Source organism: Streptomyces sp. NPDC014676, from assembly GCF_043084105.1.
Classification (GTDB): Bacteria; Actinomycetota; Actinomycetes; order Streptomycetales; family Streptomycetaceae; genus Streptomyces.
Window position 1 is genome coordinate 26,582 of sequence record NZ_JBIBZI010000028.1, and the last position, 13,237, is coordinate 39,818.

At 72.7% G+C, this 13,237-nt stretch carries 13 protein-coding genes and 1 pseudogene; 3 read left to right on the forward strand and 11 right to left on the reverse strand.

The window, feature by feature from the left end; all coding sequences use genetic code 11:
- Positions 1-170 precede the first annotated feature (170 nt).
- From truB to rimP, 7 genes are all read right to left on the reverse strand, one after another.
- The gene (truB, locus tag ACF1DX_RS37915) at positions 171-1,076 is read right to left on the reverse strand and encodes a tRNA pseudouridine(55) synthase TruB (RefSeq protein WP_391795698.1); all 906 of its coding nucleotides are present in this window, start codon (positions 1,074-1,076) and stop codon (positions 171-173) included.
- Positions 1,073-1,522, reverse strand: a complete 450-nt coding sequence (gene rbfA / locus ACF1DX_RS37920; RefSeq protein ID WP_391795699.1) for a 30S ribosome-binding factor RbfA — start codon at positions 1,520-1,522, stop codon at positions 1,073-1,075. Before rbfA ends, truB begins: the two co-directional genes overlap by 4 nt.
- A gap of 49 nt (positions 1,523-1,571) precedes the next feature.
- On the reverse strand, positions 1,572-1,865 hold the full coding sequence (locus tag ACF1DX_RS37925) for a DUF503 domain-containing protein (RefSeq protein WP_030871751.1): 294 nt from the start codon (positions 1,863-1,865) through the stop codon (positions 1,572-1,574).
- 201 nt (positions 1,866-2,066) lie between these two features.
- Positions 2,067-5,126, reverse strand: coding sequence for a translation initiation factor IF-2 (gene infB / locus ACF1DX_RS37930; protein WP_391795700.1), 3,060 nt, complete (start codon positions 5,124-5,126; stop codon positions 2,067-2,069).
- A 185-nt stretch (positions 5,127-5,311) separates the two neighbouring features.
- Positions 5,312-5,593 carry a YlxR family protein gene (locus ACF1DX_RS37935; RefSeq protein ID WP_073936961.1) on the reverse strand — a complete coding sequence of 94 codons (282 nt, stop codon included), beginning with the start codon at positions 5,591-5,593 and terminating at the stop codon, positions 5,312-5,314.
- Positions 5,594-5,695: 102 nt separating this feature from the next.
- A complete protein-coding gene (gene nusA / locus ACF1DX_RS37940; RefSeq protein WP_391795701.1) occupies positions 5,696-6,706 on the reverse strand; it encodes a transcription termination factor NusA in 1,011 nt (336 codons plus the stop codon).
- A 2-nt stretch (positions 6,707-6,708) separates the two neighbouring features.
- On the reverse strand, positions 6,709-7,209 hold the full coding sequence (gene rimP / locus ACF1DX_RS37945; RefSeq protein WP_030871761.1) for a ribosome maturation factor RimP: 501 nt from the start codon (positions 7,207-7,209) through the stop codon (positions 6,709-6,711).
- A 208-nt stretch (positions 7,210-7,417) separates the two neighbouring features.
- Here rimP and ACF1DX_RS37950 point away from each other — a divergent pair, with 208 nt between their 5' ends.
- The 3 genes from ACF1DX_RS37950 to ACF1DX_RS37960 are packed head-to-tail and all read left to right on the forward strand — an operon-like array spanning position 7,418 to position 9,378.
- A complete protein-coding gene (locus tag ACF1DX_RS37950) occupies positions 7,418-7,951 on the forward strand; it encodes a hypothetical protein (RefSeq protein WP_391795702.1) in 534 nt (177 codons plus the stop codon).
- Positions 7,948-8,427, forward strand: a complete 480-nt coding sequence (locus tag ACF1DX_RS37955) for a ferritin-like domain-containing protein (protein ID WP_391795703.1) — start codon at positions 7,948-7,950, stop codon at positions 8,425-8,427. Before ACF1DX_RS37950 ends, ACF1DX_RS37955 begins: the two co-directional genes overlap by 4 nt.
- Before the next feature lie 45 nt (positions 8,428-8,472).
- The gene (locus tag ACF1DX_RS37960) at positions 8,473-9,378 is read left to right on the forward strand and encodes an aminoglycoside phosphotransferase family protein (protein ID WP_391795704.1); all 906 of its coding nucleotides are present in this window, start codon (positions 8,473-8,475) and stop codon (positions 9,376-9,378) included.
- A gap of 367 nt (positions 9,379-9,745) precedes the next feature.
- On the opposite strand, the gene ACF1DX_RS37965 is transcribed toward ACF1DX_RS37960, so the two are convergent.
- The 4 genes and pseudogenes from ACF1DX_RS37965 to ACF1DX_RS37980 form a co-directional block, all read right to left on the reverse strand.
- Positions 9,746-11,446, reverse strand: a complete 1,701-nt coding sequence (locus tag ACF1DX_RS37965) for a proline--tRNA ligase (protein ID WP_391795705.1) — start codon at positions 11,444-11,446, stop codon at positions 9,746-9,748.
- Between the two features lie 78 nt (positions 11,447-11,524).
- Positions 11,525-12,091 carry a GNAT family N-acetyltransferase gene (locus tag ACF1DX_RS37970; protein WP_030871777.1) on the reverse strand — a complete coding sequence of 189 codons (567 nt, stop codon included), beginning with the start codon at positions 12,089-12,091 and terminating at the stop codon, positions 11,525-11,527.
- 27 nt (positions 12,092-12,118) lie between these two features.
- Positions 12,119-12,967: a GNAT family N-acetyltransferase gene (locus tag ACF1DX_RS37975; RefSeq protein ID WP_391795706.1), complete on the reverse strand. Its 849-nt coding sequence runs from the start codon at positions 12,965-12,967 to the stop codon at positions 12,119-12,121.
- A 137-nt stretch (positions 12,968-13,104) separates the two neighbouring features.
- Positions 13,105-13,237 (reverse strand): annotated as a pseudogene (locus ACF1DX_RS37980) (4-hydroxy-3-methylbut-2-en-1-yl diphosphate synthase); the annotation flags it as partial.

A 13,237-nucleotide genomic window follows, 5' to 3' on the forward strand; every position in this document is an offset into this window, starting at 1 on the left:
GGTGAACGCGCCCCCTTCCGCTCCCCCGGTTCACTCCGAGCGCCCACGCTTACGGGTGAACAGGCGGGGGCGGATGGATACACCCTAGGGGTGGGGGAACCGAGGGGGACCGTGGAGCGGCGTCATGTCCATCCCCGTGACGCCGCTCCACGGGCGGTCCCGCCCGCGTGTCAGCCGAAGACGGCCAGGCTCTTCGCCTTGCCCCGCTGCTCCTCGACGAGGGCCAGGAACCGGCGCTCGGGGCCGAACACGGCCACGGCTCCGGAGCCGGCGTACTCCTCGGGCATCTCAAGGCGTACCCCGTTGGTGAGCAGCCTGGCCCGCCGGTCGTCGACGTCCCAGCACGGGAACGCGGCCGTGGCGGCCTCGGCGATCGGCATCACCGTCAGCTCCTGCTGGAGCTGGTCCAGCGTCTTCGCGGAGTCCAGCTTGTACGGGCCGACGCGGGTGCGGCGCAGCGCGGTGAGGTGCCCGCCGACGCCCAGGCCGGCGCCCAGGTCGCGGGCGAGGGCGCGGATGTAGGTGCCGGAGGAGCAGACGACCGACACCACCAGGTCCAGCACCGGGGTGCCGTCCTCGGCGACCGCCTCCCGGACGTCGTACACGGAGAACGAGGAGACGGTGACCGGCCGGGCGGGGATGTCGAACTCCTCGCCCTCCCGGGCCCGCTTGTAGGAGCGCACCCCGTTGATCTTGATGGCGCTGACCCGGGACGGCACCTGCATGATGTCACCGGTCAGCTTGGCGACCCCCGCGTCGACGGCCTCGCGGGTGACCGCGGAGGCGTCGGTGGAGGAGATGATCTCCCCCTCGGCGTCGTCGGTGAGCGTGTTCTGCCCGAGCCGGATCGTGCCGAGGTACTCCTTCTCGGTCAGCGCGAGGTGGCCGAGGAGCTTGGTCGCCCGCTCGACGCCGAGGACGAGGACGCCCGTCGCCATCGGGTCGAGGGTGCCGGCGTGGCCGACGCGCCGGGTGCGCGCGATGCCGCGCATCTTGGCGACCACGTCGTGCGAAGTGAAGCCCGACGGCTTGTCGACGATGACAAGGCCGTCGGGCGTGGTGGGCTTCCGGTTCATTCGGCGGTGTCGTCCGTCTCGTCGTCTTCCGGCTTGCGGTACGGGTCGGCCCCGCCGGCGTACGTGGCGCCCGCGGACGCCTCGCGCACCTTGGCGTCGGACTGGCGCGCCTTGTCGAGGAGGTCCTCGATGGTGCGTGCCGTGTCCGGGAGCGCGTCCATGACGAAGGCCAGGGTCGGCGTGAACTTCACGCCCGCCGCCCGGCCCACCTCGGAGCGCAGGACGCCCTTGGCGCTCTCCAGGCCCGCCGCGGCGGCCTTGCGCTCCTCGTCGTCCCCGTACACCGTGTAGAAGACGGTCGCCTCCCTGAGGTCACCCGTGACCCGGGTGTCCGTGATGGTGACGTGCGAGCCGAGCCGCGGGTCCTTGATCCCGCGCTGCAGCTTCTGGGCCACCACCTCTCGGATGAGGTCCGCCAGCCTTTTCGCCCGCGCGTTGTCGGCCACTGGTCCGTCTCCCGTTCTTTCCTGTCTGCGTATCTCTGGGCTGTGGTCGTCAGTCGTCTTCACCGTGGAAGCGCCGCCTGACGGACAGCAGTTCCACCTCCGGGCGCCCGGCGACCAGCCGCTCGCAGCGGTCCAGTACGTCGGTCAGGTGCCCCGCGTCGCCGGACACCATGGCCAGGCCGATGACCGCCCGCCGATGGAGGTCCATGTGATCCACCTCGGCCGCGCTCACCGCGTACTTGCGCTGGAGCTCGGCGACGATCGGGCGGACGACGGAGCGCTTCTCCTTCAGCGAATGTACGTCGCCGAGGAGGAGGTCGAAGGACAGCGTCCCCACATACATGTGCAACCGGTTCACCCGCCGGTACGGGATCGATGGCCCCGCCAGCCGTGGTGGGCAGGGACATCAGAACCGTACAACGAAGGGGGCGCGGCGATCGACGGATATTGTGCCCCGCCGGCCGCGACGCCGTGCGTCCGCGCACACACGCGCCGGCCGGCGGGACCCGGGTGGGTCCCGCCGGCCGGCACACACCGTGGGGTGTTACACCCGCGGCTTCTCGCGCATCTCGTACGTCGCGATGACGTCGTCGACCTTGATGTCGTTGAAGTTTCCGAGGTTGATACCGCCCTCGTAGCCTTCGCGGATCTCGGTGACGTCGTCCTTGAAGCGACGCAGACCCTCGATGTTGAGGTTCTCCGCGATGACCTTGCCATCGCGCAGCAGGCGCGCCTTGGTGTTGCGCCTGACCTCGCCGGAGCGGATGAGCACACCCGCGATGTTGCCCAGCTTGGACGAGCGGAAGACCTCGCGGATCTCCGCCGTGCCGAGCTCGACCTCTTCGTACTCCGGCTTGAGCATGCCCTTGAGGGCCGCCTCGATCTCCTCGATCGCCTGGTAGATGACCGAGTAGTACCGGACGTCCACACCCTCGCGCTCGGCCATCTGCGCGGCACGCCCGGCGGCGCGCACGTTGAAGCCGATCACGATGGCGTCGGAGCCCATCGCCAGGTCGATGTCGGACTCCGTGACCGCACCGACGCCGCGGTGCAGGACGCGGATGTCGACCTCTTCGCCGACGTCCAGCTGGAGCAGCGAGGACTCGAGGGCCTCGACCGAACCGGAGGCGTCACCCTTGATGATCAGGTTCAGCTGCTGGACCTCGCCGGCCTTGAGCACCTTGTCCAGGTCCTCCAGGGACACGCGGCGCGTGCGCTTGGCGAACGCGGCGTTGCGCTCACGGGCGGCGCGCTTCTCGGCGATCTGACGGGCCGTACGGTCCTCGTCCACGACGATGAAGTTGTCGCCCGCACCCGGGACGTTGGTCAGACCCAGGACCTGGACCGGCGTCGACGGGCCCGCCTCGGCGACGTTGTTGCCGTTGTCGTCGAGCATGGCGCGCACGCGGCCGTAGGCGTCGCCCACCACCATCGTGTCGCCGACCCGCAGCGTGCCTCGCTGGACGAGGACGGTCGCCACGGCACCGCGGCCGCGGTCGAGCCGGGACTCGATCGAGATGCCCTGCGCGTCCTGCGTGGGGTTGGCCCGCAGGTCGAGCGAGGCGTCCGCGGTGAGGATGACGGCCTCGAGGAGGCTGTCGATGTGCAGACCCTGCTTGGCGGAGATGTCGACGAACATGGTGTCGCCGCCGTACTCCTCGGCCACCAGGCCGTACTCGGTCAGCTGACCGCGCACCTTGGTCGGGTCCGCGCCCTCGACGTCGATCTTGTTGACCGCGACGACGATCGGGACGTCGGCCGCCTTCGCGTGGTTGAGCGCCTCGACCGTCTGCGGCATGACGCCGTCGTTGGCCGCGACGACCAGGATCGCGATGTCGGTCGAGCGCGCACCACGGGCACGCATGGCGGTGAACGCCTCGTGACCCGGGGTGTCGATGAAGGTGATCTTGCGCTCTTCTTCGTTGACCTCGGTCGCGACCTGGTAGGCACCGATGTGCTGGGTGATGCCGCCGGCCTCGCCCGCGATGACGTTCGTCTTGCGGATGGCGTCGAGGAGGCGGGTCTTTCCGTGGTCGACGTGACCCATGACGGTGACGACCGGCGGACGGACCACCAGGTCCTCCTCGTCGCCTTCGTCCTCACCGAACTCCAGGTCGAAGGACTCGAGCAGCTCGCGGTCCTCCTCCTCCGGGCTGACGATCTGAACGGTGTAGTTCATCTCGCCGGCGAGGAGCTGGAGCGTCTCGTCGGAGACGGACTGGGTCGCGGTGACCATCTCGCCGAGGTTCATCATGACCGCGACGAGCGACGCCGGGTTGGCGTTGATCTTCTCCGCGAAGTCGGTGAGCGAGGCACCGCGCGACAGGCGAATGGTCTCGCCGTTGCCGCGAGGCAGCATCACGCCGCCGACCGACGGGGCCTGCATGGCCTCGTACTCCTGGCGCCTCTGCCGCTTCGACTTGCGGCCGCGACGCGCGGGACCACCGGGACGGCCGAAGGCGCCCTGCGTGCCACCACGGCCACCGGGACCGCCGGGACGGCCACCGAAGCCGGGACGGCCACCGCCGCCGGCGAAGCCGCCGCCACCACCGGGACGACCGGCGAAGCCACCGCCGCCGCCACCGGGACGACCGCCGCCACCGGGGCCGGCGGGACGACCGGCGAAGCCACCGCCGCCGCCGGGACGACCGGCACCGCCGGGACGACCCGCACCGCCCGGACCGCGGCCGCCGGGGCCGGGACGCGGGCCGGCAGCGGGACGCTGCGGCATCATGCCGGGGTTCGGACGCGGGCCGCCGGGGCCGCCGCCGGGACGGGGACCGCCCTGCGGACGCGGCATCGAGCCCGGGGTCGGGCGCTGCCCGCCCGGAGCCTGCGGACGCGGACCGCCGCCCTGGCCACCGGGGGCCTGCGGACGGGGACCGGCACCGCCGGCACCGCCGGGACCACCCGGACCGGGACGCGCGCCCTGCGGGCGCGGAGCCTGCGGACGGGCCATGCCGGTGGAGCCACCGGAGGTGAAGGGGTTGTTACCGGGACGCGGACCGGCCGGGCGGGCGCCCGGACGCGGTGCGCCGCCACCGGGACGCTGACCCTGACCGGCCGGACGGCCCTGGCCGCCCTGACCCTGACCACCCTGACCGGCGGGACGACCGCCGGGCTTGGGGGCACCGGGACGCGCGCCACCGGGCTTCGGACCGGCCGGAGCCGGAGCCGCCGCCGCGGGCGGGGCCTGGAACTCCGGGGCCGCCGGAGCCGGACGCGGCGCGGGGCGCGGGCCCGGACGGGGACCGGAGGCCGCCGGCGCGGGCGCCGACGGGGCCGACGGAGCCGCCGGCGGCTGGGCCGCGGCGGGCTTGGGCGCTGCCGGCGGCTTCGGGGCGGCCGGACCCGGACGGGCCGCCTGCGCCGGGGACGGCGCGGCGGGCCTGGGGGCCGCCTTGCGGGGCGCGCCGGGCTTCGCGGCGGACTTGCCGTTGCCCCCGCCCTGCTGGAAGGCGTCGGTCAGCTTGCGTACTACGGGCGCTTCGATGGTCGAAGACGCCGAACGGACGAATTCACCGAGTTCCTGGAGCTTGGCCATGACGACCTTGCTCTCCACACCGAACTCCTTGGCGAGTTCGTAGACCCGGACCTTAGCCACTTCGCTCCTTTGAGGTCCGGGTTGCGTCCGGACCGTCGCTAGTTCATGGGCGTACTCATCGCGTACTCATCGAGTGCTCATCGCAATCTCGACCTGCTTTCGACTCGCGAGGTACCAGACCGCACGGGGACTTCCGTGCGGCATGTTCGTGCGTGTTGCCTGTCCAGCCGGCGGAGAGCCGCTGCTCAGCAACCTTGTGCCTGCTCGACGTAGAGGCGCAACGCCTTTACGTCGAGCGGTCCCGGGACGCGGAGCGCCCGTGGGAACGCCCTGCGGCGCACCGCCTGGTCGAGACAGACCGGGACGGGATGCACATAGGCACCCCGGCCGGGCAGCGTACCGCGAGGATCGGGAACGCACGCGTCCTCGATCACCACGATGCGCAACAGCTCGCTCTTGACCGCTCGCTCCCGGCACCCCACGCAGGTGCGCTCGGGGCATACGCCAGCACGTGTCCGGCCAGACACTCCTCAGTCTACCTCCCCGCGCCGACCTCACCCCTTTGGGGCAAGAATCGAACACTTGCCGTGCGCAAAGCTGTCGTGATCTCAGCGGCCTGCGGCCTGGATCTATTCCCCGGTCCGTTCCCCGGCTCGTTCTCCGGTCTGTTCCGTGTCCGGCCGGATGTCGATCCGCCAGCCGGTCAGCCGGGCGGCGAGGCGGGCGTTCTGCCCCTCCTTGCCGATCGCCAGGGACAGCTGGTAGTCCGGCACGATGACCCGGGCGGACCGGGCGGCCATGTCGACGATCTCCACCTTGGAGACCCGGGCCGGCGACAGCGCGTTCGCCACCATCTCGGCCGGGTCGTCGGACCAGTCGACGATGTCGATCTTCTCACCGTTCAGCTCGCCCATGACGCTGCGCACCCGGCCGCCCATGGGGCCGATGCAGGCACCCTTGGCGTTCAGGCCCGAGCGGGTGGAACGTACGGCGATCTTGGTGCGGTGGCCGGCCTCGCGGGCGATCGCGGAGATCTCGACCGACCCGTCGGCGATCTCCGGCACCTCCAGGGCGAAGAGCTTCTTCACCAGGTTGGGGTGCGTGCGCGACAGGGTGACGGACGGGCCGCGCACCCCCTTGGCCACCCGGACGACGTAGCTGCGCAGCCGCATGCCGTGCGGGTAGGTCTCGCCGGGCACCTGCTCCTGCACCGGCAGGATGGCCTCCAGCTTGCCGATGTCGACCAGCACGTTCTTCGGGTCGCGGCCCTGCTGGACCACTCCGGTGACGATGTCGCCCTCGCGGCCGGCGTACTCGCCGAGCGTCGCGTCGTCCTCGGCGTCGCGCAGGCGCTGCAGGATGACCTGCTTGGCCGTGGTGGCGGCGATACGGCCGAAGCCGGACGGGGTGTCGTCGAACTCGCGGGCCTCCTGGCCCTCCTCGAGGTCCTCGGGGTCCTCCTTCGCCCACACGGTCACATGTCCGGTCTCCCGGTTGAGCTCCACGCGCGCGTGCCGGCGGCTTCCCTCGGTGCGGTGATAGGCGATGAGGAGGGCCGATTCGATCGCTTCGACCAGCAGGCCGAGGGAGATCTCCTTCTCCCTGACCAAGAGCCGAAGTGCACTCATGTCGATGTCCACGATTACGCCTCCTCTTCCTTCTCGTTGTCCTTGCGGTTGAACTCGACCTGGACGCGCGCCCTGGTGATGTCGTCGAAGGCGAGTCTGCGCGCGGTGGCCTTGCGGCCCTTCACCCCGGGCACCTCGAGGTCGAGACCCTCGTCGTCGACCCCGGTGATCCTGGCCACCAGCTCGCCGCCCTCGGCGAGCTGGAACCGGACCAGGCGGCCGGTGGCGCGCGTGTAGTGCCGGTGCTCGGTGAGGAGGCGTTCCGCGCCCGGGGTGCCGACCTCGAGGGTGTACTCCGCGCTGCCCATCGCGTCCGTCTCGTCGAGCTTCGCCGAGAGCGCGCGGCTCACATCGGCGATCCGGTCGAGGTCCGCTCCGGTGTCGGAGTCGACGACGACACGCAGCACACGCTTGCGGCCGACCGCGTCCACGGCGATCTCTTCGAGATCCAGGCCCTGGGAGCTGACGAGCGGTTCCAGAAGTTCTCGAAGCCTCTCGCTCTGGGTGGTGCTCATCCGGGTGACTCCTCGGCCGCGTGTGCTGTTGTGGGACGGTGCGCGTGTCTGGATCAAAGGGTATCCGGTCGCGGAGGGTGTTGCTGTCCACCCGGTCACGGAGGGTGCCGCTGGGCGCCCCCGCGCGGGCGCACGGGTACGGTGATCACGGGCCCCGGCCCGCCCTTTTCCGTCGCCACGTTCGTACGAGCTTCCGAGGACGTCTGCCGTGTCGTTCCCCCTGTCTCCGCGCGCCCGTTCGGGGCCGCGCAGAAGGAGTCTGCTCGCCGCCGCCCCGGCGGCCCTGCTGGTGGCGGGCTGCTCCGCCGGGTCCGATGATCCCGGTGCCTCCGGCGGCAGCCGTCCCTCGGCCGCCGACCGGGCACGCGCGCGTGCGGCCCGGGACAGCAGGGAGCTGGCCGAGCGGTACGACGCGGTCGTGGCCGCGCATCCGAAGCTGGCGGAGCGGCTGCGTCCGCTGCGCGCGGAGGTCGTACGGCACGCGGAGGCGTTCGGGGGGACGGCGGAGCCCTCGCCGTCCCCGCCGCCGTCCGGGCCGGGCTCGCCCTCGGCCTCCGCGCTGGCCATGCCCGCCGTGCCCGCGAAGGAGAAGGACGCCCTCGCCGGGCTCGCCGCCGCCGAGCGGGAGCTCGCCGACCGGCGCGCGAAGGCGCTCCTCGACGCGCCGGGCGAGCTGGCCCGGCTGCTGGCCTCGGTCGCGGCGGCCGGCGCGGCACACGCGTATCTGCTGACGGAGGCATGAGGGTGAGCGAGTCGCGCGAGGCGGAGGACCGGGAACTGCGGGCTCTGCAGGCTGCGCTGGCGGCGGAGCATGCGGCGGTGTACGGCTACGGGGTCGTCGGCGGGCGGATCGGCAAGGACCGGCGCACCGAGGCACGGACGGCGTACGACGCGCACCGGGCGCGCAGGGACGCACTGGTGCGCGCGGTGAAGGACGCGGGGGGCGCCCCCGTCGCCGCCGCCGCGGGGTACGCGCTGCCGTTCCCGGTGCCGGACGCGGCGGCCGCGGTCCGGCTGGCGGCGGAGCTGGAGGACAGGGTGGCCGGGGTGTACGCCGATCTGGTGCGCGCGAGCGGGGGCGAGCGGCGGCGGGGGGCCGCCGAGGCGATGCGGGAGGCGGCGGTGCGGTCGGTGCGCTGGAGCGGCGAGAGCGTAGCCTTCCCTGGGCTCGCCGAGCGGAGCGGTACGGCTTCGGGGACCCCGGCGCCGACGGCGTGACGGGGCGGCGGCCCCCGCGTACAGCAGGAAGGGAACGACTCGCGCATGGTTTTCGAACCGCCGAAGCGTCTGGTGAGGGCGCTCGGTGAGACGGCACCCGAGGGCGACGGCTGGCTGGAGAGGCTGCCGGAGGCGGCGCGCGAGGCCGTCGCACAGCGTGAGTTGACCGTGGAGCGGGTGCAGGTGCCGGGCGGGCGCAGCAGCCTGGTCGTGCTGGTGCGGACGGCCGACGGGACGCCCGCCGTCCTGAAGCTGGCGCCGCGCCGGGCGCGCCCGGAGAGCGAGCGGGCCGCGCTGGCCCACTGGGACGGCCGGGGGGCGGTCCGGCTGCTGGAGCCGGTCCCGGGCGCGACCGAGGGGGTGCTGCTGCTGGAGCGGCTGCATCCGGATGTGTCGGTGCGGTCGTTGCCGGAGGCGAAGGCGTTGCTGGAGGCGGCGGGGACGCTGCGCCGGCTCTGGGTGGACCCGCCAGAGGAGCACGGCTTCGAGACGGTGGCCGAGCGCACGGAGCGGCAGGCGCGGGCGATGCGGGCGAGTGCGGCGGCCGACCCGGAGGTGGCTCCGCTGGTGGAGGCCGCGCTGGCGGCCCGCGAGGAGCTGTTGGCGGCGCCGCCCGAGCAGCGGCTGCTGCACGGGACGTTCCGGCAGAGCAAGGTGCTGTCCGGGGAGCGCACGCCGTGGCTGGCGGTGGGGCCGGACCCGGTGGTCGGTGAGCACGCGTTCGACCTGGCCCGGCTGGTGCGGGACCGGGTGGAGGACCTCATCGCCCAGACCTCCGGCGCCACGACGACCCGCCGCCGGGTGAAACGCCTCGCGGAGTCCCTGGAGGTCGACCGCGAACGCCTGAGCGGCTGGACGCTGTTCCGCGCGGTGGAATCGGGCGTACGGGCCCGCCGTGTGGGCCGCGAGCAGGACGCGGAGCTGTTGTTGGAGTTCGCGAGCTGGCTCTGAGCCCGGGCGCTCGGACCGACGGGCGCCGACAGCCCCGCCCTGCCGGCGTCGGAGTCACGGCAGGGTGTCGGTGTGGGGCGGGGGCGAGTCGCGCGGCCCGGCGCTCCCGGCTTCTCCCCCGCTCCCGGCTTCGCTCGAGCGGGAGGGGCCCCATGAGCGGGAGGAACCCCACCCCCACCCTCGGGATGCTGTTGGCGCATCCGCCCGGCGGCTGCCGGTACCTGCCGCGCAGACGATGACGGGGTTCACCGACAGCGTCCCTCGGGCGGGGCTCCGTTCCCCCTGGGTACCTCCCAGGCCTTCAAGGCACTGGGGAGGCACGCCCGCCCGCGGCCACGTAGTCGCGGGCAGGCCGCCCGGGGCTGTGTCAGGCCGTCAGACGGGCCACCGCCTCCTCGACCGTCAGTTCCTCGCGTTCGCCGGTGCGGCGGTCCTTGAGTTCGACGACGCCCTCCGCCGCGCGGCGGCCGGCGACCAGGATCCGCGGGACCCCGATCAGCTCCGAGTCGGTGAACTTCACGCCCGGGGAGACACCCGCGCGGTCGTCGACCAGGACGCGGAGGCCGGCGGCGGACAGCTTCTCGGAGACGTCGAGGGCGAGCTCGGTCTGGAGCGCCTTGCCGGCGGCGACCACGTGGACGTCGGCCGGGGCGACCTCGGCGGGCCAGCACAGGCCCTTGTCGTCGGCGGTCTGCTCGGCGAGGGCGGCCACCGCGCGGGAGACGCCGATGCCGTAGGAGCCCATGGTGACGCGGACCGGCTTGCCGTTCTGGCCGAGGACGTCGAGCTTGAGGGCGTCGGCGTACTTGCGGCCGAGCTGGAAGATGTGGCCGATCTCGATGGCGCGGTCGAGCTTGAGGCCGGTGCCGCACTTGGGGCAGGGGTCGCCCTCCCGCACCACCACGACGTCCACGTACGCGTCGACCTCGAAGTCGCGCCCGGCGACCACGTTCTTCGCGTGCGTGTCGGCCTTGTTGGCGCCCGTGATCCAGGCGGTGCCGGGCGCGACGCGCGGGTCGGCGATGTACGTCACCTTGTCCAGGCCCTGCGGACCGACGTAGCCGCGCACCAGGTCGGGGCGGGCGATGAAGTCGGCCTCGGTGACCAGTTCCACGACGGCCGGGGCGAAGTGCGCCTCGACCTTGTCCATGTCGACCTCGCGGTCACCGGGGACACCCACGGCGACGATCTCGCCGTCGACCTTGACCAGCAGGTTCTTCAGCGTGGCCGAGGCCTCCACGCCGAGCTGGGCGGCGAGGGTCTCGATGGTCGGGGTGTCGGGGGTGGGGATCTCCTCGGCGGCCGGGACACCGGCGGCGTCGACCGGCTTCAGCTCGTAGGCCACCGCCTCGGTGTTGGCGGCGAAGTCGCAGTTCGGGCAGTCCGCGAAGGTGTCCTCGCCGGCCTCGGCGGGGGCGAGGAACTCCTCGGACTTGGAGCCGCCCATGGCGCCGGCGGTGGCCGCGCAGATGCGGTAGTCGAGGCCCAGGCGCTCGTAGATCCTCTGGTACGCCTGGCGGTGCAGGGCGTACGACTTCGCCAGGCCCTCGTCCTCCAGGTCGAAGGAGTACGAGTCCTTCATCAGGAACTCGCGGCCGCGCAGGATGCCGGCGCGGGGGCGGGCCTCGTCCCGGAACTTGGACTGGATCTGGTAGAGGATCACCGGCAGGTCCTTGTAGGAGGACGCCTGGTCCTTCACCATCAGCGTGAAGATCTCCTCGTGGGTGGGACCGAGGAGGTAGTCGCCGCCCTTGCGGTCCTGGAGGCGGAACAGCTCGGGGCCGTACTCGTCCCAGCGGCCGGTGGCGTCGTAGGGCTCACGCGGCAGCAGGGCGGGGAGCAGCACCTCCTGGGCGCCGATGGCGTCCATCTCCTCGCGGACGATGCGCTCGACGTTGGCGAGGACCTTCTTGCCGAGGGGCAGCCACGTCCAGATGCCGGCGGCGGTGCGGCGGACATAGCCGGCGCGGACCAGCAGCTTGTGGCTGAGGACCTCGGCGTCCGCCGGGTCGTCGCGCAGCGTCTTCGCCATCAACTGGGACATGCGCTGGACCGGTGCTTTCGCCATGGCTCTCGTACTCCTGCTGCGTCTGGGTGATGACAGGAGGTTAGCCGGGCGGGACGGGGCGGCGGAAATCCATTGTCCCTATCGGCGGAGGAGGGGCAGCGGGGCGCCCATGACGGCGTACGGCTTGGGGGCGCCGGGGAAGAGGACCTGGCGGGCGAGGTCCTGGTAGCCGAGCGAGCGGTACAGCCGGCGGGCGGGGCTCTCGACGTCGATCGCGGAGAGGATCGAGCGGGGCTGCTCGGCGCCGTCGGTGATCGTGGTGATCAGGGCGCGGCCGATGCCGTGCTTCTGGTGCCGGGGGTGGACGTGCAGCTCGGTGATGACGAAGGAGTCGTCGAGCCAGTCGTCGTGGCCGCGGGCGCGCAGGTAGGGCTCGACGACGGTGGACCACCAGTGGGCGCGGTCGTTGGGCATGCCGTAGACGAAGCCGGCCAGGCGGCCCCTGACGGTGGCGCCGAAGGCCCGGGCGCCCGGGAGGGTCATGTGGCGCAGCACGATCTGCCGGCGTACGGCCACCTCGTCGGGGCCGAGCCCGAACGCGACCGCCTGTACCGCCAGCGCCTCGTCGACGTGGCCGGGGAGGTCGAGGGGACCGATCACGATGTCGTCGGGGTGGGAGCGGCCGTGACCGGGAAAGCGCACCATGCCGGGGAGACTACAGGGCGTGCCCGCTCAGAACAGCACGCTCATGAAGGCGCCGACCTCCTGGAAGCCCACCCTCTCGTACGTCCTGCGGGCGGGCGTGTTGAAGTCGTTGACGTAGAGGCTCGCCACGGGCGCTATCTCCGTCAGGGCGTAGCGCAGGACGGCCGCCATGCCGGGGGCGGCGACGCCCCTGCCCCGGTGCTCGGGGGCCACCCAGACGCCCTGGATCTGGCAGGCGCGGTCGGTCGCGGCACCGATCTCGGCCTTGAAGACGACCTTGCCGTCGGTGCCGAAGCGGGCGAAGGCGCGGCCGGCGCCGACGAGCTCGGCGACCCGGGCCTGGTAGAGCAGGCCGCCGTCGCCGGCCAGCGGGGAGACGCCGACCTCCTCGGTGAACATCGCCACGCACGCCGGCATGACCGTCTCCAGCTCGTCCTTGCGGACGCGGCGGACGTAGGGGTCGGGGGCTATGAGGCCGGACGGGCGGTCGGTGACCATGAGGGGCTGGTGGGCGCGGACCTCGCGGGCCGGACCCCACTGGGGTTCGAGCAGCCGCCAGAGCGCGGCGGTGGGCTCGGCCGGGCCGACGATCGAGGAGCAGCGGCGGCCGGCCCGGCGGGCACGGTCGGCGAAGGCGCGGACGGCCCGGGGGGTGGCGCAGATGGGCACCAGGTTGGCTCCGGCGTAGCACAGGGACGTCAGGACGCCCCCCTCGTACCAGCCCCACATCTCGCCGCCGAGCCGCCACGGGTCCAGGCCCGCGATCTGGACGCGGGCCGTCACGAAGGCGTTCGCGACCGGCTCGCGGTCGAGTACGGCGAGTGCGGCGTCCAGGTCACTCGGTTCGAGGACCCGGGATGTGGTCTGCGTCAACACGCGCGGGGCCTCACACACGGGGGGTCTGCTGATTTCTCCGCACTGTACCCGCGGAATCCGGGGGACGCCGCCCCCGGATCCCGCTTCGGTCCTGGACCCGCCCCGTCCCCGGGCGCCGGACGGGCCGGCCGGCGTGGTCAGCCGGCCACCGAGACCTGCGGCTCGCCCGACGTCACGCCGTCCTTCTCCATCTCCTCGGCGATCTTCATCGCCTCCTCGATCAGCGTCTCCACGATCTTCGACTCGGGGACGGTCTTGATGACCTCGCCC